Origin of the sequence: Kitasatospora sp. NPDC127035 (assembly GCF_042726075.1) — a bacterium.
Classification (GTDB): Bacteria; Actinomycetota; Actinomycetes; order Streptomycetales; family Streptomycetaceae; genus Kitasatospora.
This window is the reverse complement of record NZ_JBHXDN010000023.1, coordinates 1-22,232: the sequence shown is the minus strand read 5'-3', so window position 1 is coordinate 22,232 and position 22,232 is coordinate 1. Positions and strand designations below refer to the sequence as shown.

The 22,232-nt window shown below is 74.6% G+C and carries 14 protein-coding genes and 1 riboswitch; of the genes, 6 read left to right on the top strand and 8 right to left on the bottom strand.

Annotated features, from left to right (window positions below; genetic code table 11):
- Nucleotides 1-301: 301 nt before the first annotated feature.
- From ACFWIC_RS18090 to ACFWIC_RS18065, 6 genes are all read right to left on the bottom strand, one after another.
- Complete coding sequence (locus tag ACFWIC_RS18090; protein WP_380519364.1) at nt 302-868, bottom strand: hypothetical protein; 567 nt, start codon at nt 866-868, stop codon at nt 302-304.
- Nucleotides 869-1,126: 258 nt separating this feature from the next.
- Entirely contained in the window at nt 1,127-1,783 is a 657-nt protein-coding gene (locus ACFWIC_RS18085) for a LysE family transporter (RefSeq protein WP_329950092.1), read from the bottom strand.
- A 193-nt stretch (nt 1,784-1,976) separates the two neighbouring features.
- Nucleotides 1,977-3,326: a GH1 family beta-glucosidase gene (locus tag ACFWIC_RS18080; protein WP_329950093.1), complete on the bottom strand. Its 1,350-nt coding sequence runs from the start codon at nt 3,324-3,326 to the stop codon at nt 1,977-1,979.
- 38 nt (nt 3,327-3,364) lie between these two features.
- Nucleotides 3,365-4,207 (bottom strand): carbohydrate ABC transporter permease, encoded by an 843-nt coding sequence (locus tag ACFWIC_RS18075; protein ID WP_329880958.1) that lies wholly within the window; start codon nt 4,205-4,207, stop codon nt 3,365-3,367.
- On the bottom strand, nt 4,204-5,223 hold the full coding sequence (locus tag ACFWIC_RS18070; protein WP_380519361.1) for a carbohydrate ABC transporter permease: 1,020 nt from the start codon (nt 5,221-5,223) through the stop codon (nt 4,204-4,206). Before ACFWIC_RS18070 ends, ACFWIC_RS18075 begins: the two co-directional genes overlap by 4 nt.
- 1 nt (nt 5,224) lies before the next feature.
- A complete protein-coding gene (locus ACFWIC_RS18065) occupies nt 5,225-6,538 on the bottom strand; it encodes an ABC transporter substrate-binding protein (RefSeq protein ID WP_380519359.1) in 1,314 nt (437 codons plus the stop codon).
- A 194-nt stretch (nt 6,539-6,732) separates the two neighbouring features.
- On the opposite strand from ACFWIC_RS18065, the gene ACFWIC_RS18060 reads away from it, so the two are divergent.
- From ACFWIC_RS18060 to ACFWIC_RS18045, 4 genes are all read left to right on the top strand, one after another.
- Entirely contained in the window at nt 6,733-7,989 is a 1,257-nt protein-coding gene (locus ACFWIC_RS18060) for an ROK family transcriptional regulator (protein ID WP_329880962.1), read from the top strand.
- Between the two features lie 417 nt (nt 7,990-8,406).
- Nucleotides 8,407-10,656 carry a discoidin domain-containing protein gene (locus tag ACFWIC_RS18055; RefSeq protein WP_380519357.1) on the top strand — a complete coding sequence of 750 codons (2,250 nt, stop codon included), beginning with the start codon at nt 8,407-8,409 and terminating at the stop codon, nt 10,654-10,656.
- A 165-nt stretch (nt 10,657-10,821) separates the two neighbouring features.
- Nucleotides 10,822-11,082 (top strand): GlsB/YeaQ/YmgE family stress response membrane protein, encoded by a 261-nt coding sequence (locus ACFWIC_RS18050; RefSeq protein ID WP_329880964.1) that lies wholly within the window; start codon nt 10,822-10,824, stop codon nt 11,080-11,082.
- A 58-nt stretch (nt 11,083-11,140) separates the two neighbouring features.
- The gene (locus ACFWIC_RS18045; protein WP_329880965.1) at nt 11,141-11,482 is read left to right on the top strand and encodes a PRC-barrel domain containing protein; all 342 of its coding nucleotides are present in this window, start codon (nt 11,141-11,143) and stop codon (nt 11,480-11,482) included.
- Between the two features lie 22 nt (nt 11,483-11,504).
- Here the strand turns inward: ACFWIC_RS18045 and ACFWIC_RS18040 are convergent, their stop codons facing one another.
- Both ACFWIC_RS18040 and ACFWIC_RS18035 read right to left on the bottom strand, forming a co-directional pair.
- Nucleotides 11,505-12,872 (bottom strand): cytochrome P450, encoded by a 1,368-nt coding sequence (locus tag ACFWIC_RS18040; protein ID WP_380355669.1) that lies wholly within the window; start codon nt 12,870-12,872, stop codon nt 11,505-11,507.
- 278 nt (nt 12,873-13,150) lie between these two features.
- Nucleotides 13,151-16,342: a M28 family peptidase gene (locus ACFWIC_RS18035; RefSeq protein WP_380363735.1), complete on the bottom strand. Its 3,192-nt coding sequence runs from the start codon at nt 16,340-16,342 to the stop codon at nt 13,151-13,153.
- Nucleotides 16,343-16,742: 400 nt separating this feature from the next.
- Here ACFWIC_RS18035 and ACFWIC_RS18030 point away from each other — a divergent pair, with 400 nt between their 5' ends.
- Nucleotides 16,743-18,125: a helix-turn-helix transcriptional regulator gene (locus ACFWIC_RS18030; protein ID WP_329880970.1), complete on the top strand. Its 1,383-nt coding sequence runs from the start codon at nt 16,743-16,745 to the stop codon at nt 18,123-18,125.
- Between the two features lie 470 nt (nt 18,126-18,595).
- Nucleotides 18,596-18,718: riboswitch (SAM riboswitch) on the top strand.
- 259 nt (nt 18,719-18,977) lie between these two features.
- The gene (locus ACFWIC_RS18025) at nt 18,978-22,142 is read left to right on the top strand and encodes an AAA family ATPase (RefSeq protein WP_380519354.1); all 3,165 of its coding nucleotides are present in this window, start codon (nt 18,978-18,980) and stop codon (nt 22,140-22,142) included.
- Nucleotides 22,143-22,232 lie beyond the last annotated feature (90 nt).

Below are 22,232 nucleotides of genomic sequence, written 5' to 3'. Positions count from 1 at the left end.
ACAACTCACCCTTCCGGCGCCCCCGTCTTTTGTTTATAGCCCCCCCCCCCGCGGGGGGGGGGGGGCGGCGCGCCGGGCGGGCGGCCGCGGGCCCCCCCCCCCCGCGACGGTAGTGCGCCGGTCGCGGCCCCCTGGGTGAGGCCGAGGATGTCGGGACTGCCGGACCTGGAGGACGGGGCCGGCGAGCGCGAGCGCGGCGAGCACGCAGGCGGTGTCGGTGGTCACCGCGCGGGGGCTGTAGCGGAGGGAGAGGCCGCCGGGACGGCGGCTCCGGCCGGTCGCCCGCCGGTCGTGGCGGGGCCTAGCTGGGGAAGGGCCAGACCGGGCACCACGGCGGGATGTACTGGCCGGGGTAGGGCGGGCCCCACGGCGGACAGGGGAAGGGGTCGGGGGCGGGCGGCGCGGAGGTCCAGAGGACCCTGCCGTTGCGCTCGACCGTGATGGCGCCCTCGTTGTAGACCGTCAGCTCGGCCCCGGGGTTGCCACCGGTCCCGCTCCACCAGAGCGGGGTGTTGTCGGCCGCGTAGACCACGAGGTTGCCGTCGCCCTGCATGGCGAGGATGTTGCCCTTGGGCATGGCGCCGCGGGCCACCCAGATGGGGGTGGTGTCGCGGTAGAGGACCACGTTGCCGTCGCCCTGCATGGCCAGCATGATGCGGCCGTTCGGCGAGTACCAGCCCTGGTTGCGGTTGAGCACGCTGTTCATCGGGATGCGGGTGGGCGGCGAGAGCGCGGCGGCCACGGCGGGTGGGGCGGCCACGGCGGCCGGGGCCGTCGGCGCGGCCTGGGCGGCGCCCGTGGCGAGGGTGCCGAACCCTATCGCGGCGGCGGCCGCCAGGGCGGCGGCTCGTAGGAGGATGCTGGTCATGGGAGGGCTTCGGGTCCTTCCGGGCGAGGGCTGACAGGCTTGCGCCGGCGCACATCTGATGGAACGTCGGACACGTCCGTGCGCCGGGCGCCAGGCTATGGCAGCCGGACCGGAGGGGAGAGGCAGAACCACCGGCAGCTTCGCCCCGGCCGATCCGTCCGCCGCCGGGGTACGACCCCGTACGAGGACGGTCCGCCGGCAGGCCCGGCCGGGCGCCCGACCCCGTGTGCCGTTCCGACGGGATCCGATCGAGCCGGCCTAGCGGGACCAGACGAGCCGGACGGCGAGGCCGAGGACGACGGCGTTGCCCGCCAGGCCGGTGACGAGCCGGCCGCGTGAGCCGGTGAGGACGCGTCGCAGGAGGACGCCGCCGGACGCGAGCAGTGCCTGCCAGCTCGCGGAGGCGGCGAACGCGGCGAGGACGAACACCAGGCCGGGTCCGAGGGAGCCGGGGCCGGTCCGCCCGCCGACGACCAGGGCGCCGAAGTAGACCACGGTCAGCGGATTGAGCAGGGTCAGGCCGACCAGGGCCGTGTAGGTGCGCCACGGTGAGCCCGGTGGACTCGACGAGGCGGACGGGGGCCCGGCCGACGGGTCCTCGGGCCCGCCGCCCCGCTCGTGCCGGTACGCGCGGAGCGCGCCGCGCAGACCGCGCACGGCGAGTACGGCGAGCACCCCGGCGGCGAGGAGCTCCAGGTACCCGGCGGCCGGGGTGACGAGCCGGGCGACGGCCGCCCCGCCGAGCATCGCCGCCAGTGCGTAGAGGCCGTCGGCGGTGGCCACGCCGAGGGCGGCGGCCATGCCCCGGCCGAGCGAGACGCGCGAGGCGAGGGTGACGATCATGACGGAGATCGCGCCGACGGGCATGGCGATGCCGTAGCCGGCGAGGAGTCCGGAGAGCAGGGCGTCGGTCATCTGGGCGGTCCGAGTTCTGAGGGGCGGTCCGGCGCGGAGGGGCGGTCCGGCGCGGGGCGTCCGGGTGCCCCGGAGCGTAGCCCCGGCCGTCCGCCCGGACCACCGGTTTTCGGTCGCCGGGGAGCCCGCCGCCGGCCGGTGCCGCGGCGTGCGGGCCCGCACGCCCGCACGCCCGTAACGCACCCGGCCGGCGTCAGCGCCGTCGGTGGGCGGCGATCAGGTCGGCGTAGCGCAGACCGCTGCTCTTGACGGTGCGGCGCTGGCTCGGGTAGTCGACGTGGACGAGCCCGAAGCGCTTGTCGTAGCCGTACGCCCACTCGAAGTTGTCCAGCAGCGACCAGGCGAAGTACCCGGCCAGCGGGGCGCCCTGGGCGGTGGCGCGGGCACAGGCGGCGAGGTGCCGTTCGAGGTAGGCGGTGCGCTCGGGGTCGTGGACGCTGCCGTCGGGGGCGACGACGTCGGGGTAGGCGGCGCCGTTCTCGGTGACGTAGATCCGCTCCGCGCCGTACTCGTGGGTGAGACGGAGCAGCAGCTGCTCCAGGCCGGGGGCGTGCACCTCCCAGGGCATGGCGGTCCGTTCGGGGTTGGGGCCGGGGAGCTGGCGGACGTACGGGGCGGGGCCGGTGGGGTCGTCGGCGACGATCTGGCGGAAGTAGTAGTTGAGGCCGAGCCAGTCGAGCGGGGCGGCGACCAGTTCCGCGTCGCCGTCGCGCTCGGGGAGGTCGACGCCGTAGACCTCGCGCATGTCCTTGGGGTAGCCGCGGCCGAGGACGGGGTCCAGCCACCAGCGGTTGACGTGGCCGTCGGCGCGGACGGCGGCGGCGTGGTCGGCCTCGGAGCCGGTGGCGGGCTCGATCGGGCTCAGGTTGTTGACGATGCCGATCCGGGCGTCGCGGACGGTCTCGCGCAGCACCTGGACGGCCAGTCCGTGGCCGAGGTGCAGGTGGTAGGAGGCGCGGACGGCGGCCGTGAGGTCGGTCAGTCCGGGGGCCATGGCGCCGTCGAGGTGGCCGATCCAGGCGGAGCAGAGCGGCTCGTTGAGGGTCGCCCAGTCGGTGACCCGGTCGCCGAGGCGGGCGGCGACGACGGCGGTGTACTCGGCGAAGCGTTCGGCCGTCTCGCGGACGGGCCAGCCGCCGCGGTCCTGCTGGGCCTGCGGGAGGTCCCAGTGGTAGAGGGTCGGGAAGGGCCTGATGCCGGCGGCCAGCAGGGCGTCGACCAGGCGGTCGTAGAAGTCGAGGCCGGCCGGGTTGACGCGGTCGTCGGCCTGCGGCACCACGCGGGGCCAGGCGATCGAGAACCGGTAGGCATCGAGGCCGAGTCGCCGCATCACGGCGACGTCCTCGGGCCACCGCCGGTAGTGGTCGCACGCGGTGTCGCCGGTGTCGCCGCCCGCGACCCTGCCGGGGGTGTGGGAGTAGGTGTCCCAGATGGAGGGGGCGCGGCCGTCGGCGTCCGTGGCGCCCTCGATCTGGTAGGCGGCGGTGGCCGCGCCCCAGAGGAAGTCGTCGGGGAGGGAACTCAGCGCACTGAGGTCGGTCACGGGGTGCCCTTCGGGGGTCTGCGGGACGGGGGAGGGTGTCACTTGACGGCTCCGGCGGTGAGGCCGGCGACCAGGTAGCGCTGGAGCAGCAGGAAGCCGGCCACCACGGGCACGCTCACCACCAGCGAGGCCGCCATCACCTGGTTCCAGTAGACGTCGTTGAGGGTGGCGTAGCCCTGGAGGCCGACGGCGAGGGTGCGGGTCGCGTCGTCGGTGAGCACGGAGGCGAAGAGCACCTCTCCCCAGGCCGTCATGAAGGCGTACACCGCGACGGCGACGATGCCCGGCACCGCGGCCGGGACGATGATCCGGACCAGGGCCTGGAGCGGTCCGCAGCCGTCGACCAGCGCCGCCTCGTCGAGGTCGCGGGGGATCGAGTCGAAGTAGCCGACCAGCATCCAGATCGAGAACGGCAGCGAGAAGGTCAGGTAGGTGAGGATCAGGCCGCCGCGGCTGCCGTACAGCGGGATGCCGGTCGCGTTGCCGACGTTGACGAAGATCAGGAAGAGCGGCAGCAGGAACAGGATGCCGGGGAACATCTGGGTGGAGAGCACGGTCACGGTGAACATCCGCCGCCCCCGGAAGCGGTAGCGGCTGACCGCGTACGCCGCGAGGATCGCGACGAGGACCGAGCAGACCGTCGCCCCGCCGGCCACGATCAGCGAGTTGACCAGGTACCGGCCGAGCGGGACGGTCCGCCAGATGTCGAGGTAGGGGCGGAAGGTGACGGTGCTCGGGATCCAGCGGAACGGCCCCTGGACGTCCCGGAGCGGTTTGAGCGAGCTGCTCAGCATCACCAGGACGGGGACGAGGGCGAAGACGGCGAGCGCGCCGAGGACGATCCACCGGGTCCGGCGGAAGGAGGCGGGCGGGTTGATCATGCTGCGTCCTTCCGGCGCGAGGCGAGCAGGAGGTAGCCGGAGGTCACCAGCAGCAGGAACAGCAGCAGCAGGACGGACATCGCCGAGCCCGCGCCGAAGTTCCAGGTGACGAAGGACGACTGGTAGATGTGGACGGACACGAGGTCGGCGGCCTCCGGGGCCGAGCGGCCGAAGAGCACGTACGGCGTGTTGAAGTCGTTGAAGGTCCAGAGGAACAGGACCAGCACCAGTACCAGGTTGACCGGGCGCAGCGAGGGCAGGGTGATCCGGCGGATCTGCTGCCAGATCCCGGCGCCGTCCAGCGCGGCGGCCTCGTAGAGCTCGCGGGGGATGTTCTGCAGCCCCGCGGTGAGAGTGAGGAAGGCGAACGGCCAGCTGCGCCAGACCGACACGGTGACCAGCGCGGTGAAGCTGTTGTCGCCGATCAGCCAGAACGGCTTGTCGTCGACGAGGTGGAGCTGGTCGTGGAGGACGTGGTTGATCAGGCCGGTGTCCCGCTGGAACATGAACGACCAGGTGATGACGGCGGCGTAGACCGGCAGTGCGTACGGCAGCAGGAACACGGCGCGCAGCAGGCCCCGGCCGCGGAAGGAGTCCTGGGTCAGGACGGCCGCCGCCGTGCCGATCAGCCAGGAGAGGCCGACGGTGAGGACGGTGAACGCGCAGGTGACCCAGAACGAGTGCAGCAGGGCGCGGCCGACGGGTGCGTGGAAGTCCACCGCCGTACGGTAGTTGGCGAGCCCGGCCCAGGGGGCGGCGGACCAGTCGCGGATGAAGAACTGGGTGAGCCGCTTGAGGCTCATGGTGGCGCCGACGACCATCGGGAGCAGGTGGACGACGAGTTCGAGGACGAGGGCGGGGAGCAGCAGCAGATAGGGGAGTGCGGTGCGGGGCGGGCGGAGGCGGCCGAGCCGGGTGGGGGTGCGCGGGGCGGGGGCACCCGGGCGGGCTGCGGCCGGTGCGGGGGCGGCCGGGACAGGGGCGGCAGGGGTGCGGGCGGCGGGGGTCCGGGTCACGTCACTTGGCCGGCATCTGCTGCTGGGCCTTGGTGAGTTCGGCCTTCACGGAGCCGTCGGTGGCGGGCCTGCCGGCGGCGGCCGCGGCGAGCAGGCTCTTGACGGCGGTGCCCACCAGGGTCTCGAACTGGCTCTCGTCGGCGACCTGCGGGAGCGGCAGCGCGCTCCCGGAGAGGACGGCGGTGAGGGCCTTGAGTTCGGGGGTGGCGAAGGCTGGGTCGGCCTGGGCGTCCTGGACCGGGGGGATCGAGCCGTAGGCCTTGTTGAGCCGGGTCTGCTCCTCGGCGCCGGTCATGAACTTCACGAACGAGAGGGCCCCGTCGGTGTTCCGGGTGTTCTTGAAGACGGCGAGGTTGATCCCGGCGACCATCGAGGTGGTCGCGCGGTCGCCGGTGGCGCCGGCCGGTGCGGGGACGGGGGCGACGCCGTAGTCCTCGGGGTTCATGCCGTGCGAGGCGAGGTTGGCGCCGGCGGCCTGCCACATCAGCATGGCGGCCTTGCCGGTGGCGAAGTCGGTGACGGACTGGTTGTTGGCGTACTCGGCGTTGCCGGGCGCGACGATCTTCTCGGTGCCGAGCAGGTCGACGTACTGCTTGACGGCGGCGACGGCGCCCGCGCTGTCGAAGGCGGGTTCGCCGGTGGGGGAGAAGAAGTCGGTGCCGTGCTGCTTGGCGAGGGTGAAGGCGTGGTGGACGTTCTCGGAGACGTTGCCGCCTTCGAGGGCGAGGCCGTAGCGGCCTCCGGTGGTGAGCTTCCGCCCGTCGGCGACCAGTTCGTCCCAGGTGGCCGGGGGCCGCTCGATGCCGGCCTCGGCGAACAGCTTCTTGTTGTAGTAGAGGCCGTAGGCCATCGAGTAGAGCGGTACGGCGGCCGGGTCCTTCCCGGCCGCGCCGGCCGAGCCGAGGGCGGCGGGCAGGAAGCGGTCCTTGCCGCCGATCCGGTCGAAGGCGGCCCCGTCGAACGGGCGCAGGGCGCCGGTGGCCTGGAGCGAGGCGGACCAGGTGTTGCCGATGTTGAGGACGTCGGGGCCCTGGCCGGAGGTGGCCGCGGCGAGGATCCGGTTGAGCAGGTCGGACCAGGGGATGACCTCCAGTTTCACCTTGATGCCGGTCTGCTGCTCGAACCTTCTCAGCTCCGGCTCCAGGACCTGGCGGTCGTTCTCCAGGCTGGTGCCCTGGTTGGAGGCCCAGTAGGTGAGCGTGCCGGGGCTGCCGTCGCCCCCGCCGCCGGACGCGGACCCTCCGCCGCAGGCGGTGGCGGTGAGGACCAGGGTGGCGGCCAGGGCGGCCGTCGCGGCGGCGCGGCTGATGGGCATGGCGGATTGCCCCTCTCGGGTGTGGGCGGTACGGGTCGACGGCGGGTGCCGCTGCGCGGCGCGGTGCGGGGGGTCTTGTCTCGGGTGGTGAAGTTCCGTGCTCCACGGCTTACTTCAGGCCGTGATTTAACGTGTGAGAAAAGCTTCCGTCAAGGGTTCGGACAGCGATAGATTCGGATCAGGAGGGAGACCCCATGACCGCACGAGGCAAGAAGACGGTGCGTGACCTGCGCAGAGGCAGCCGGTCGACGCTGCTGCGGCGGCTGTACTTCGACGGGCCGCTCAGCCGCCAGGAGCTGGGGGTGATCACCGGGCTCAGCGCCGGTTCGATCAGCAACGTCACCGGCGAGCTGCTCGCCGACGGGCTGATCGAGGAGTGCGGCTCGGTCGAGTCGGACGGCGGGCGCCCCCGGATCCTGCTCCGGGTGGCCGCCGGCCGCGCCCACCTGGTCGGCGTGGACGTCGGGGAGACCCAGGTCCGGGTCGCCCTGTTCGACCTGGCCCGGACCGAGCTGGCCGCCAGCGACCGGCCGCTCGCCGGCCGCGGCCACGACGTCGACCACGTGGTCGAGCTGATCCTCGCGGGACTGGCCGAGGTCCTGGAACGCACCGGCACCGACCCGGCCGGCGTGCTCGGCGTGGGCATCGGCGTCCCCGGCATCGTCGAGCAGGGGGAGCCGGCCTCGGACGGCCTCGGGATCGTCGTGCACGGGCAGACCGTGGGCTGGGACGCCGTCCCGCTCGGGCGGCTGCTGCGGGCCGGCACCGACCTGCCGCTCTTCGTCGACAACGGCGCCAAGACGCTCGGCCAGGCCGAGATGTGGTTCGGGGCCGGGCGCGGCCTCCGGCACGCGGTGATCGCCCTGTTCGGCTCGGGCGTCGGGGCCTGCGTGATCGCCGACGGCGCCCGCTTCCGGGGAGCCACCAGCAGCGCGGGCGAGTGGGGCCACACCAAGGTCCACGTCGGCGGACGCCGGTGCCGTTGCGGCGCACGCGGCTGCCTGGAGGCGTACGTCGGGGCCGAGGCGCTGGTCGAGCGGTGGGGCGCGGCGCCGCCCGGCGCCGGGGAGAAGGCCGGGCTCGCGGCCCTGCTGGCGGCGGCCGAGGCGGACGAGCCGGCGGCCGGTGCGCTGCTCGCCGAGGCGGCGGAGTACCTGGGCGCGGCCATCGCGGACCTGGTGAACCTGTTCAACCCCGAGCGGATCGTGATCGGCGGCTGGGCGGGCCTGCTGCTCGGCCCCCGGCTGTTGCCCGCGATCCGCGCGGCGGCCACCGAGTACGCGCTGCGCTTCCCCCGCGAACAGACCTCGATCGTGCTCGGGACGCTCGGCCCGGAGGCGGTCACGGTTGGCGCGGCGACCCTGCCGCTCTCCGACTTCCTGGAGTCCGGGGGCGAGTTCCCGGGCCGGGCCGGGAGCCCGGCCCGGACGCCGTCGGAGGTGCGGGCCTGACCTCGGATTTCAGTGGAATTCGTTGCGGTACAAGCTAGTTCACGGTGTGAGTAAAGTCGGTGCGAAGGGTTGACACTCCGGATCGGGAGCCCTGAGACTCCCGGTCAGGAGGTGCTCCCCGGGCCCGGACAACGGGTCGGTGACACCCCGGTACGTGCCACGACGCGTGCCCCGCCACGGACCGCCGCACGTGCGGCGGTCCGCACCCCGACGTGTGGCCCGACACGTGGCCGGTACGTACCCCGGTGACCGCCCGTTGCGGCGGTCCGCGCTGCCCGGCCGCCCCACCCGAGCCGGCCGGCACGCGGATCCGCCGAGCCGCCCCACCGTTCCCCCATCGCCCGGTGCCCCACTGTGCCGGGCCGGGCACGGGCGTGCGCCCCCTCACCCACCGACCCCCACCCGGAGGAGCAGCCCATGAGGCTCACCTCGGCACGTCCACGTCCACGTCCCGCCCCGGCCCCGGCCGCCCGGATCGGCCTGGCCCTGCTCGCGGCCGGCGCCCTCGCCCTGCCCGGGCCGGCCGCGCTCGCCGAGCCGGCCCACACCGGGTCCGCCCGGCCGGCGTCCGCGCAGGCCGCAGCCGACCGGGCAGCCGACCGGGCCGCCGACTGCGGCGCCGCCGACGCGGCGAAGGGGCGGCCCGCCACCGCCTCCTCCGTCGAGAACGGCGGCCTGTCCGCGGCCAACGCGGTGGACGGCGACCCCGGCACCCGCTGGTCCTCGGCGTTCGCGGACCCGCAGTGGCTCCAGGTCGACCTCGGCTCCGTCCGGCAGCTGTGCCGCGTCGAACTCGTCTGGGAGGCGGCGTACGGGCGCTCCTACCGGATCGAGACCTCGGACGACGGCACCACCTGGCGGACGCTGCACTCCACCGAGCACGGCACCGGCGGCACCGAGACCCTCACGGTCTCCGGGAGCGGGCGCTTCGTCCGGGTCAACGGGCTCGCCCGGGGCACCGGTTACGGCTACTCGCTCTGGGAGTTCCGGATCGCGGCCACCGACGGGCCGGGCGTGCCGCCGGTGCAGGGCGGCGGCGACCTCGGACCCAACGTGCTGGTCTTCGACCCCGCCACACCGGGCATCCAGGCCAAGGCCGACGAGATCTTCCGTCGGCAGGAGGCCAACCAGTTCGGGCCCGAGCGGTACGCGCTGCTCTTCAAGCCGGGCAGCTACCGCGACCTCAACGTCCAACTGGGCTTCTACACCTCGGTGTCCGGCCTCGGCCTGAAGCCCGACGACACCACCATCAACGGCGACGTCACCGTGGACGCCGGCTGGTTCAACGGCAACGCGACCCAGAACTTCTGGCGCTCCGCCGAGAACCTGGCGCTCAACCCGGTCAACGGCACCGACCGCTGGGCCGTCGCCCAGGCCGCGCCGTTCCGCCGGATGCACGTCCGCGGCGGTCTCAACCTCGCCCCGAACGGCTACGGATGGGCCAGCGGCGGCTACATCGCCGACAGCCGGATCGACGGCGGTATCGGCAACTACTCGCAACAGCAGTGGTACACCCGGGACAGCGCGATCGGCGGCTTCTCCAACGGGGTGTGGAACCAGGTGTTCTCCGGCGTCCAGGGCGCGCCCGCGCAGGGCTTCCCCAACCCGCCCTACACCACGCTCGACACCACCCCGGTCTCGCGCGAGAAGCCCTTCCTCTACCTGGACGGCAACGAGTACCGGGTCTTCGTCCCGGCCAGGCGCACCGACGCCCGCGGCGTCTCCTGGGACGGCGTCCCGCAGGGCACCTCGCGACCGCTCACGCAGTTCTACCTGGTCAAGCCCGGGGCCACCGCCGCCACCATCAACACCGCGCTCGCGCAGGGCCTGGACCTGCTCTTCACCCCCGGCGTCTACCACGTCGACCGGCCGATCGAGGTGACCAGGCCCGGCACGGTGGTGCTCGGCCTCGGCCTGGCCACCGTGGTGCCCGACCACGGGGTGACCGCGATCCGGGTCGCCGACGTGGACGGCGTCCGGCTGGCCGGCCTGCTGGTCGACGCCGGACCCGTCAACTCGGCGACGCTGGTGCAGATCGGCCCGGACAACGCCGCCGCCGACCACGCGGCGGACCCGACCACCCTCCAGGACGTCTTCGTCCGGGTCGGCGGGGCGGGTCCCGGATCGGCGACCACCGGGATCGTCGTCAACAGCGACGACGTCGTCATCGACCACACCTGGATCTGGCGCGCCGACCACGGCGCGGGCGTGGGGTGGACCGTCAACCCCTCCGACTACGGCCTGCTGGTCCGCGGCGACGACGTGCTCGCCACCGGCCTCTTCGTCGAGCACTTCAAGAAGTACGACGTCGAGTGGACCGGCGAGCGCGGTCGGACGATCTTCTACCAGAACGAGATCGCCTACGACGCCCCGAACCAGGCGGCCGTGCAGAACGGCACCACCAAGGGCTTCGCCGCGTACAAGGTGGGCGACGACGTCGCCGTCCACGAGGGGTGGGGCCTCGGCAGCTACTGCTACTTCAACGTGGACCCGACGATCCGGATGGACCACGGATTCGAGGCACCGGTCCGGCCGGGCGTGCGGTTCCACGGGCTGTCGGTGGTCTCGCTCGGCGGCAACGGCCAGTTCGAGCACGTGATCAACGGCACCGGCGGCGCCACCTCGGGCACCTCCACCGTCCCGTCGACGGTGGTGTCCTTTCCCTGACCCGACGCCCCCCTGACGTCGTGGCCCGGCCGCACCATCGGCCGGGCCACCGGCGCGTCCGCGCCGCGCGCCGATCCGGGAGGAGTGGAACCGCCGGACGGGGGCAGACGGTGGACGCCCCCGCCGGACGGCCGGGGCGTACGGAGCCGAACAGGAGGCCTACTCATGACCCTGATCTGGGCACTCGTCGTCGGGCTGGTCGTCGGCCTGCTCGCCAAGCTCGTCCTGCCGGGCCGGCAGCCCGTGCCGCTCTGGCTCACGATCCTGCTGGGACTGGTCGGCGCCCTCGTCGGCAACGCCCTCGCCGGCGCGCTGGGCGTGCGGCACACCGGTGGCGTCGACTGGATCCGCCACCTGCTCCAGGTCGGTGTCGCCGCGGCGCTCATCTCCTTCACCACCGCGGCCCAGGTCGGCCGGCGCCGCTGACCCCCGCGCGACCGGCCGCGCAGGGACCCGAACACCGCTGGAAGGAAAAGGAGTTCAGATGAGCGACAGCAACGGTCTGTGGCGCTACCTCGGCGGATCCGGGCACGAAGCCGCCCTCGACCTCACCGGCTTCGCGGTCCACGCCCTCGACGGCTACGTGGGCAAGGTGGACCGGCACACCGTCGAGGTCGACGCCGCCTACCTGGTGGTCGACACCGGGTGGCTCTTCGGCCACCAGGTGCTGCTGCCCGCCGGCACCGTGACGAAGATCGACCCGGCCGAACGGATCGTCCACATCGGCCGGACGAAGACCGACATCAGGTCGGCACCGCCGTTCCTGAACGCCCTGGACCCGGCCTACTTCCAACTCCTCGGCGGCTACTACGGCCCGCTCGCCTAGGAGGCGTCCGGCACCCCGGCGGTCACGGCCCCGTGAGGACTGCCGGGGTCGGGCCGTCGGGGCGGACGGTGATGCTGTAGGTGGCCCCGGCGGGGGTGCTCAGGAACTCCACCCGGTGCGCGGGGAGCAGGAGTTCGAGCACCGCGGTGGACTCGCGCAGGGCGAACTGGGTGCCCAGGCAGGCGCGGGCGCCGAGGCCGAACGGGAAGTAGGCGGCCAGGTGTGCGGGGCGGGCGCCTCCGGCGGTGAACCGGGTCGGGTCGAAGTGGCCGGGGTCGGGCCAGAGCGCCGGGTCGCGGTGCGTGAGGTACGGGCAGACCAGCAGGTCGGTGCCGGCCTCGACGCGGTGGCCGGCCAGGGTGTCGTCGGTGAGGGCGTGCCGGGGGAGGATCCAGGCCGACGGGTAGAGCCGGAGCGTCTCGGAGACCAGGGCCTGGACGGCCTCGCGCCGTTCGGGGGAGCCCTCGGGACCGGCGGCGAGGGCCCACGTGCGCGCCTCGGGGTTCCGGTCGAGGAGCAGGTAGAGCCAGGTGAGCGTGGTGGCGGTGGTCTCGTGGCCGGCGACCAGCAGCGTGACGAGCTCGTCGCGGATCAGCCGGTCGGTGTACGCGGGGTCGTGCTCGGCGGCGTCGAGCAGGACGCGCAGCACGCCGGGTCCGTCGGGACCGTCCTCCCGGTGGCGGGCCGTGTCGATGGCGGCGTGCGCGACCGCGTCGATCCGGGCGAGGTCGGCGGCGACGGCCTCGTGGGCCCGGTCGCCGTCGGAGGGCAGCTGGGGGAGGGCGGCCACCACGGCGGCGATGCGGTCGAGTTCGTGGGCGGTGGCCGGGTCGAGCGGGTGGCCGGTGAGGGCCCGCCAGATGGTGTCGAGGGCGAAGTGCCGCATCTCGTCGCCGACGTCGAGGGTCTCGCCGGTGCGGGCGTACGCCGCCCAGCGGTCGGCGGCCCGGTGGGCGGCGGCGGCGATCCGCTGCTCGTGGCGGCGCATCCCGGTCCCGGTGAACTGGGCCTGGAGCGCTCGGCGTTGGTTCCGCCAGGCGTCACCGGTGGCGGAGAGGACGCCCTCGCCGGTGAGGACCCGGGCGCGGTGGGAGCGCTTGACGTAGCGCTCGGGGTGGCGGCCGAGCACGTGCTGGACGGCCTCCGGGTCGGTGACCAGCACGGTGGGCCGGGGGCCGATCCGGAACGCGGCGACGCCGCCGAGGTGCCGGTGGGCGCGGGACAGCAGGTCGACCAGCTCCGCCTCCTCGGTGCGCCACTCCTCGACCGCCTCGGCGGGGAGCTCGGGAACGGGCGCGGGAGCGGTACCCCCGCTGCCCCCGCTGCCCCCGGTGGGTGCTTCGTCGGAGCCTGCGGGGCGGTCGGGGCCGGGGTGCGCGGTGGTGGTCACGGGTGCCTCCTCGGTCGGGGACCGGCGTGGGGTCCGCGCCGACTCTACGTCAGCCCGCCGGTGTGCGGTGACGCTCCGGTCACCGGGCGTCACCCCGGCGGGAAGGTCCCCGGAGCGGTGACGGGGCGCCGGGAGGGCCGGCGCGGAGCCGGGGCGCACAAAGCGGCGGGGGGGCGGGGGGGGCCGGGGGGCCCCACACGCCGGCGGGCCGGGTGCCCCCCCCCGCCCACCCCCCCCCCCCCCGCCTGTGTCCCGTCCCGGAAACGGATCCGGTCCGCTCAGATCCGCTGCCAGAGGGCCGGGACGATCGGAGGCTCCCAGCCCACCTGGGCCGTGTGGCCCTGGAGGCACCGGTAGCTGAGACCGTTGAAGGTCACGGTGTCACCCGCCTGGTAGGTGGTACCGGCCGCCCAGGTGCCGTTGCCCGGCCCCGGGTCGGTGCCGACCACCAGCGAGTAGGAGGTGGAGTGGCTGACCGAGCCGGTACCCGTCACGGTCAGGTTGTAGGTCCCGGCCGGGACGGAGGAGCCGACCGAGATGTTCAGCGTGGCCGAGCCGCCGGACTGCACCGAGGAGGGGCTGACCGAGGTCGTCACACCGGTCGGGGCGCCGGCGACGGTGAGGTTCACCGTCTGGGCCGAGCCGGAGGTGGTCTGGGTGGAGACCGACGCGTTGGTCGACTCACCCGGCTTGACCGTGCCGGAGCCCGGGTTCACCCCGATGGAGAAGTCGTTGGTCGGGATGGGGCCGGTGCCGACCGAGGTCTTCCACAGGGTGTACGCGACGCCGTCGGCGCTGCGGTCCAGCACGGTGGCGTTGATGTTGCTGGTGGTGTCGCACGCCGAGTGGTAGCAGGAGTCGTACGCGCGGTTCGCGGTGCCGCCCCACTTGGCCGCCTGGGCCGAGGTCTTGGTGGCGCTGGCGCCGGCCGCGTAGCCGGAGGTCGGGATGCCCGCCGACTGGAACGAGGCGTCGTCCGACCGGCCCTGGCCCTCGACGTTCTCCTCCGGCTGGAGGTTCAGCGAGTCCCAGTACGCCTTCATCGGTGCCGAGGTGGCGGAGTTGACGTTGTTGATGAAGTAGCCGGCGTTGGGCGAGCCGACCATGTCGAAGTTGTAGTAGCCCTTGATCGCGCTGCGCTGGGTGGAGCTCAGCTGGTTGACGTAGTGCTTCGAGCCCTGGAGGCCCTGCTCCTCACCCGTCCACCAGGCGAACCGGACGTGCCGGTTCATGGTCGGGTTCTGCTGCGCCAGGACCAGCGCGGTCTCCAGCAGCACGGCGGAGCCGGAGCCGTTGTCGTTGATGCCCGGGCCGGCGGCGACGCCGTCCAGGTGCGCGCCGAACATGGTGACCTGGTCGGCCGGGCCGCCCGGCCAGTCGGCGATCAGGTTGTTGGCGGTGTAGGTGCAGGTGGAGCAGGTCTGCTCGCTGACGGTGTAGCCGGCCGCCTGGAGCTTGGCCTTCACGTAGGCCAGCGACTGGCTGTACCCGGCGGTGCCGGTGCGGCGGTTGCCGCCGTTCTGCGAGGCGATGGTGTTGAACTGGCTCAGGTGCGCCTGGACGTTGGCGACGCTGATGTCAGGCGCGTTGGGGTTGGGGTTGCCGTTCCCGACCGTCAGCGTGTACTGCGCGGTGTGGGTGGTCGCCGCGGTACCCGTGACCGTGATCACGTAGGTGCCGGGGGCCGTGGTGTTGGAGGTCGTGATGTTCAGCGTGGCGGACGAGCCGCTCTGCACCGAGGACGGGCTGACCGTCGCGGTGGCGCCGCTCGGCGCGCCGGAGGCGGTCAGGGCGACGGTCTGGGCGCTGCCCGAGACCACCGCGGTGTTGACCGTCGCCGAGGTGGACGCGCCGGGCTGGACGGAGCCGGCGGTCGGGCTCACCGCGAGGGAGAACTCGGGGCCGGTCACGTTGCAGGTCGGGTCGGCGGGCTGCGCCGGGAGGCTGACCGCGTCCCAGGCCGCCTTGGTGCGGTTGAACAGGTTGCAGGTGGAGTCGAGGTTCTTGGCGGCGGTCAGGGTGGTGGTCCGGTACTTCTTGTAGGTCATGCCGCTGGTCTTGAGCAGCATGCCGCCGTAGAAGATCCGGCCCGCGTCCTTGATGCCGATGCCGGTGATCGTGGAGCTGTTGCAGGTCGGGCTGGTGGGCTTGCCGCCACCCGGGTTGGAGCCCTCGGCGAGCAGGTAGAACCAGTGGTTCAGCGGGCCGGCGGCCGCGTGGACCTCGGTGCTCGGGATCGAGGAGGAGTAGCAGTTCGGGTCGCCGTTGACCAGCGAGGGGTTGGCCATGTTGCGGATCGGACCGCGACCGACCAGGTTGATCATCTCGCCGACGGTGTAGTCCGGGTTGTCGTACGGGGCGGGCTGGTTGACGTACGCCTCGGTCAGTGCGCCGAAGATGTCGCCGGTGCCCTCGCCCAGGCCGTTCTCGTTGTTGGCGCCGCCCGGGGTGAACTGGTCGATGCCGTGGCCGAACTCGTGGCCGACGACGTCGATCGAGGAGATCCACTCGTTGGCGTTGTTGTGGCCGATCGAGACCGAGGAGCCGTCCCAGTAGGCGTTGACGTCGTTCAGGCCGACCTTGACCGGCCAGCTGCCGCCGTTCCCGTTGTGGCCGTTGCGCCCCAGCCAGTCCCGGAGCATGTCCCATTCCTTCTGCGCCGCGAACATCACGTCGCCGCAGCCGGTCTCCTTGCTGGTGGGGCTGCCGTTGCCCCAGGAGTCGGAGGACTTGGAGAACACCTGGCCGGTGGCGTTGTCGGCACAGCTCAGGCCCGGCCGGCTCGGGTCGCGCAGCGAGTACGAGCTGCCGGAGCCGGTGGTCGTGATGGTGACCGGCGGCGGGCCGTTCCACTTGCTGTTGATCGTGCCGGCCCGGACGTCGTCGTAGCTGTCGATGACCTCGCCGCTGCGGGCGTCGACGAAGACGTGCAGACGGCTCGGCGCCGACTCGGTGCGGCCGGTGAGCACGGTCTCCCAGGCGAGTCGCCCGGCGCCGTCCTGGACGCGGACCACCAGGCGGCGCGTCTCCACGCCGTTGACGGTGACCAGCTTGGTGCGGGAGGTCTTCTCCGCCTTGTCGGCGCTGATCAGGGGGGTGGTCGGCACGCCGATCGGGCCGGAGGAGGCGGACTGCGACCCGCGCACCTTGCCCTCGCCGTCGGCTATGACGACGGCGTCGCCGCCGACCACCGGCAGGCCCTTGTAGCTGCGCTCGTAGGCGACGGAGTAGAGGCCGGCGAGCCAGGGGGTGACGGACTGACGCTCGTACGTCTCGCCCGGGCCCTTGGCCAGGGCGTCCAGACCTGCCGCGGCCGCCTGGTCGGCGGCGTTCACGGCTGCGGTCAGCGCGCTCGGCGGCGCGATGGCCGACGGGCCCGGGTCGGCAGCGGCCTGCCCGACCGCGGTGGCGGTGAGCATGCCTGCCAGGACGGCCAGGGTGGTGCCCGCCGTCAGTAATCTGCGTTTCATTACGAGGCTCCTCGAACGTGGGGGTGCTCGACCGCGGACGGGTGTGCCGGAAAGGCACTCACCGCGGGCCGCATGGGGGACGGCCGTTGCGGGCGTCCGCGCTCGGGTGCCGGAACCCTCACACGCCGTCATGCCACGGTCAACGGGTTCGGCGAGCACTTCGAGCTGTTGGCAAGTTCTGTCAAGCCGCCCACCCGGTAACGGTGTTGGGGTTCGGAAGGGCAGCGTGGGAGGCCAGGGCACGTGCAGAGGTTGAGACCAGCTGGTGGAGAGGTTGAGACCAGAGGGGAAAAGTGGTTAAGACCACGTCATGTACGGAGGGGTCCTCCGTCCAGTACCGTCCTCCTGAGCGGACCTCCCCACCGGAAGGCCCGGGAGCGCACTCGGGAGGGCAGCCCCGTTGCACCGGAACCGCGGCGCGGCGACCCTCGCCGAGGACGAACTCTGGCGTGCCTTCGGCCTCCGCCTGCGGCAGTGGCGCCGCCGCGCGGGCCTCACCCAGGCCCAGCTGGGCGCCGAGATCGGCTACGACCACACCGCCGTCAGCAAGCTCGAACACGGCACCCGCCGCACCAGCCCGCGCCTCGCCGACCGCCTCGACGACCTCCTCGCCGCCGGCGGCGAACTGCGCACCGCCTGCCGACGGGCCGAGGACGGCGAACCGGAGGACGGCGCCGGGCTGCCGGCCGACTGGGCCCGTCCCCCGCTCCCCGGCCCGCCCGTCTCCCTCGTCGGCCCCGCCCTCCCGCCCTCGCTCACCGCCCGGCCGCCCGAGCGCCTCCCCGACTACGGACTGCTCTGTCCGCTGCACGACGCCGACGGCTGCGCCGTCCCCGAAGCCACCGACCTCGCCGCCCTGCACGCCGCCTTCCGCGCCGCCGACCCCGAGACCGCCCCGCCCCTCGACCCCGACACCGCCCACGCCCTCACCGGCCTGCTCGCCGCCCACCTCCGCGCCGGCGAGGCCCCCACCGGCCCCGGCACCGCCGCCGTCGAGGAGACCCTCCGGGTCATCCTCCGGCGCCTCGCCGCCCACCCGGCGGGCCTGACCCGGCGCCCGCTCGCCCGGCTCGCCGCCGAGTACGCCCACGCGGCCGGCGCCCTGCGCATGCAGGACGGCCGCAACGCTACCGCGATGGCCTGCTTCGACCGCGCCCTCAGCTGGTCCGAACTCGCCGGGGACCCCGCCACCCAGGTCGCCGCGCTCAGCGACATGAGTGCCCTCGCCCGCCTCGACGGCGACCCCGCCGCCGCGCTCGGGTACGCCCGTGAGATGGCCCGGGCGGCGCCGGGCCGGCACTGGGCGGGGGCGATGAGCCAGATCGGCCAGGCCCGCGCCTACGCGCTGGCGGGCGACGTCCGCGCCACCGTCCGGCACCTCGCCCGCGCGCGGCTCCACCTCGACCACATCGGGGCCCACGACGAGACGGACGCGGCCTGGCTCTCCATCGCCTCGATGCGGCTGCGGGTGGAGGCGGGCGCCGCCGCGGCACTGCGCGACGCGGCCGCCGCCGCCGGGGACCTCCGGCTGGCGCGCCGGGCCGTGGACGCCGCCGAGACGGCGCTCGCCCTCCTCGCGCCCGACCAACTGCCCTCCGCCCGATTGCTGTTCACCGTCCGGGTGGCGGACTGCCTGCTGGTGGCGCGCGACCCCCGGGCGGCGGCGGAGCTGCTGGGCCCGGTGTTCGCGGCGGACGCCGGCGGGGCGGGGCTGCCGGCGCTGGTGCGGCACGAACTGGCCGGGCTACGCGAGCGGCTGACGGCGCACGGGCTGGCGGGGTAGGGGTCGAGGGCACGCCGGCACGGGACGGTGCGGGTGGGACGGCGGGTGGGACGGCGGGCGAGGGCGCGCGCCGGAGCGGGACCGGCGGGGCCGTGGCGGGATCCTTGCGGGGCCGGGTGATCGTGCCGATCGTGTGTCCGGTCGTACCCGAGCGGGGACCGGGCCGCCTCGCCTGCCGGTGACAGGGGCCTCACCCGGGCCCCGGGCCCGCCGGGTGAGGCCGCCGGTGCCCTTCGCGCACGGTCGGCCGGGCCCCGGAACGGCCCCCGGGCAACCGGCGGACCGTCAGAGCGGAACCCGCCGGTCCGGACCTCGCCGTCCGCCCACCGACCCACTGTGGCAGCGGTGTTGCGGCCGGATTGCGCCCCGTTTCGCGGCGGTGCGGCCGACGTCCGGACCGGCGGATTCGTGGACGCCGAGGGCGGTTCCCGCAATTGACGGGATCGGCGGCGCCTTCCTAGACTCGGACCGGCGAAGAATGTCAGCCACGGGCCCCGGCCGGCTGACTGGCAACCCCCACACTGCGGTGGGGTGCCCCGGGGATAAGCCGGGTGACGTGGCGTTCCGATGACGCGTCGTCACAAGCGCAGTCATGGCCCGGTTGGGCTCGGGGGACGGAGAAGGTCGTGGAACAGCGGGCGGGCGGACGCAACGCCGCGGGCCTCAGGCTGGTGGCCAGGCTCGACGTCGACCTGCTCCGGCGCGCCAGCTCCCTCTGTCGCTGACGCCGGTCGGCCGGCCGGGCAGTGCTGCCCGCCTCGGTCGGTCCGTCCGATTCCCTCGCCCACGACCCCGTGCGAGGAGGAGCGCCCAGCGGCCCGACCTCCCGTGCGCATTGCTCCAGGAGAACGGATGCCCACCTTCCCCGCGCCCCGAGACCCGTCGAGATCCCTCCCGGTCGGCCGGGAGCCCGAGTACCGGAGACTGCGCGACGCGTTCGACCGCTGCGCGGCCGGCGCCGGAAGCGTGATCGTCCTGCACGGGTCGGTCGGCAGCGGCCGCAGCGACCTGCTCTACGCCTTCACCGACACCGCGGCCGAGCGCGGCGCGCACGTCCTCGTCGGCACCGGCTCGCCACTGGAGCGGGAGTTCCCGCTGGGGCTGGCCCGGCAGCTGCTCCAGGGCGCCGACCTCGAACCGGAGGAGGCCGCCGCGGCGGAGTCGCTGCTCGCCCAGGGCGCCGCCGAGGGGGCCCGCCCGGTCCTGCCGGACGGCCCGCAGGGGCAGCTCACCCAGCGCACCCTGGAGGGCCTGTTCCGGTTGGTCCGCCGGCTGGCCGAGCGCGCCCCCGTCCTGATCGCCGTCGACGACCGGCAGGACGCCGACCCGCAGTCGCTGGAGTTCCTGCTCTACCTGGTCCGCCGTACCCGCAGCGCGGGTGTGCTCACGGTGCTCAGCTCGCGCGAGACCATGACCCCGTCCAACCCCTTCTTCGAGGTCGAACTCGCCCGCCAGCCGCACCACCAGCACATCCGCCTCGACCTGCTCTCCGCCGACCTGGTCGCCGAACTCCTCCGGGCCCGGCTCGGCGCGGCGTCCGCCCGACTGGCCGTCGAGGCGCACGCCCTGACGGGCGGCAACCCGCTGCTCGTGCACAGCCTGATCGGCGACCAGGAGACCGCCGGCGTCCCGGACGAGCTGGTCGTCGGCGAGGGCTACCGGCGCGGGCTGATGCACTGCCTGCACCGGATCGACCCGCTGGCGCTGCACTACGCTCGGGGCGTCGCCGTGCTCGGCGCGTCCGCGACCCCGGACCTGCTCGCCGAACTCCTCCTGCTGGCCCCGGACTCGCTGCCCAGGGCGCTCTACCTGCTGCACGCGGCCGGTCTCTTCCGGGACGGCGGGTTCCGCCATCCGACCGCCGCCGGGGACCTGCTGGCCGCGATGCGGCCGGTCGAGCTGGCGGCCCTGCACCAGCGGGCCGGCCGGCTGCTGCGCGCGGCCGGAGCGGCCGACGCGACCGTGCACGGGCACGCACGGGTGGCGGAGGGGCACCTGCGCAGTTCGCTGTCGGCTGCCGGCAGTGCCTCCGGCGAGGTGCCCGGACCGGGCGCGGGCACGGGGGGCGGCGCGGGCACCGGCGCGGGCACCTACGGCTGGCCGCCGGGCCTGGACGGGACCGGCGGTGCCGGCCCGGTCGGTGGAGTCGGTGGTGCCGGGAGCACCGGGGGCTTCGGTGCTACGCCGAGCGCCGTCGGAAGCGTGGCCGCGAGCGCCCTCGGGAGCGCCGCCGGCTTCGGCGGGGCGTGGACCGCGGACGACGCCGGCCCCGTCGGGGGGACGGAGGGCGGCCTGTCCGGCTGGCTCTCCGGCGACCTGTCCGGCAGCCTCTCCGGCCACCTGCGCGGTGACCTGCGTGCTGACCCGCACCGCGACCCGCACGGCCACCCGTCCGGTGGGCCGACGGGCGGGCCGATCCGTGGGGTGGCGGACCGGGCCGACGGGCTCCACAGCACCGGAGGGTTCGGGCCCGAGGCGGGCCACGGCCCCGTCGTCGGCGTGCTCGGTTCCTTCGGGACGGCGGCCGTCGAGTGCGTGCCCACCCTGCCCGGCACGGTGACCGACGCGGCCGCCGCGCGGCGGCACGAGCTGAAGGTCGTCCGCCACCACTTCTGGCACGGGCGCACCGAGCAGGGGGTCGCCGCCCTCGCCCGGTTCGAGGCCGAGCCCGGCAACGCCGCCCCCGCCGAGGCCCTGCGCCACTGGCTCGCGTACTGGTACCCGGGTCTGCTGCCCAACCCGGCCCGCCCGCAGCCGGGCCGGCCGACGACGGCCGACCACCGGGGCGACGGCATGCGCCTGCTCGCCGCCCTGCTGGCCGGCACGGTCGCACCGGAGACGGCGGTCGTCCAGGCCGAACTGATCCTGCGCGCCGGGCGGCTCGGCGGTGTCCGCACCGAGTCGCTGACCGCCGCGCTGACCGTCCTGCTCTACGCCGACCGGGCCGACCGGGCCGCGCACTGGTGCGGTCCGCTCGCCGAGCGGGCCGGGGCCCGCTGCGGCGCCAACTGGCACGCCCTGCTGGCCGCGTTGCGGGCCGAGGCGGCGTTGCGCCAGGGCGACCTGCGGGCCGCCGACGAGGCCGGCCGGGCGGCCTTCGCCCACGTCCGGCCGGAGGCCTGGGGGGTGGCGGCCGGGCTTCCCCTGGCCACCATGGCCGCCGCCCGTACGGCGGCGGGCCTGCACCAGGACGCCGCCCACTTCCTGGAGCTGCCCACCCCCGAGGGGATGGCCCGCACCCCCGCGGGGCTGCACCACCGGTTCGCGCTCGCCGGCCACCGGCTGGCCCTCGGGCGGGCCGAGGAGGCGCTCGCCGACTACCGCGCCTGCGGTGACGCGATGGCCCGGTGGGGCCTGGACCACCTGCCCGCGATCGCGCCCTGGCGGCTCGGTGCGGCCCGGGCGTACCTCGCTCTCGGCCACCGCCCCACCGCGGCGGCCCTGGCCGACCAGCAGCTCGCGCGACTCGGCCCGGCCGGACACCCGCGGGTCCGCGGTCTGGCCCTGCGGATCCGCGCGGCGGCGGGGGAACGGTCCGAGCGGACCGAGCTGCTGGAGCGCTCCGTCGCCCTGCTGGAGGAGGCCGGCGCCGAGGCCGACCTCTCCGCCACCCTCTCCGAGCTGAGCGAGGCCCACCGGAACGACGGGGACCCCGGCCGCGCCCGGCAGACCGACCGCCGGCTCCGGCGCAACCCGCCGCTGGCCGTCGTGCCCGCCGAGCGCCCGGCCGCGGATCCGGTGGGCGAACCGGCCGCCGGCGGGCTCTCCGAGGCCGAGCGGCGGGTCGCCGAACTGGCGGCCCGCGGGCTCTCCAACCGGGACATCGCCCGCAAGCTCTACATCACCGTCTCCACCGTCGAGCAGCACCTCACCCGGGTCTACCGCAAGCTCGGGGTCCGTCGCCGGGTCGACCTCGCCAAGCTGGTCGGTCCGGGTACGGGCGCCGGCGGCCCCGAGGAGGGACCCGTGCGCGCACTCGGAGCGCGCAACCGCCCGGCCGACCTCGTCGCCGGCTGAGGCCCGCGCTCCCGGCGACCGCCGGCGGTGGGCCGCCCCGCGGGCGGGGGGGCGGGCCGGCGCCCGGACCGGGCGGGGGCGGGCCCGGCC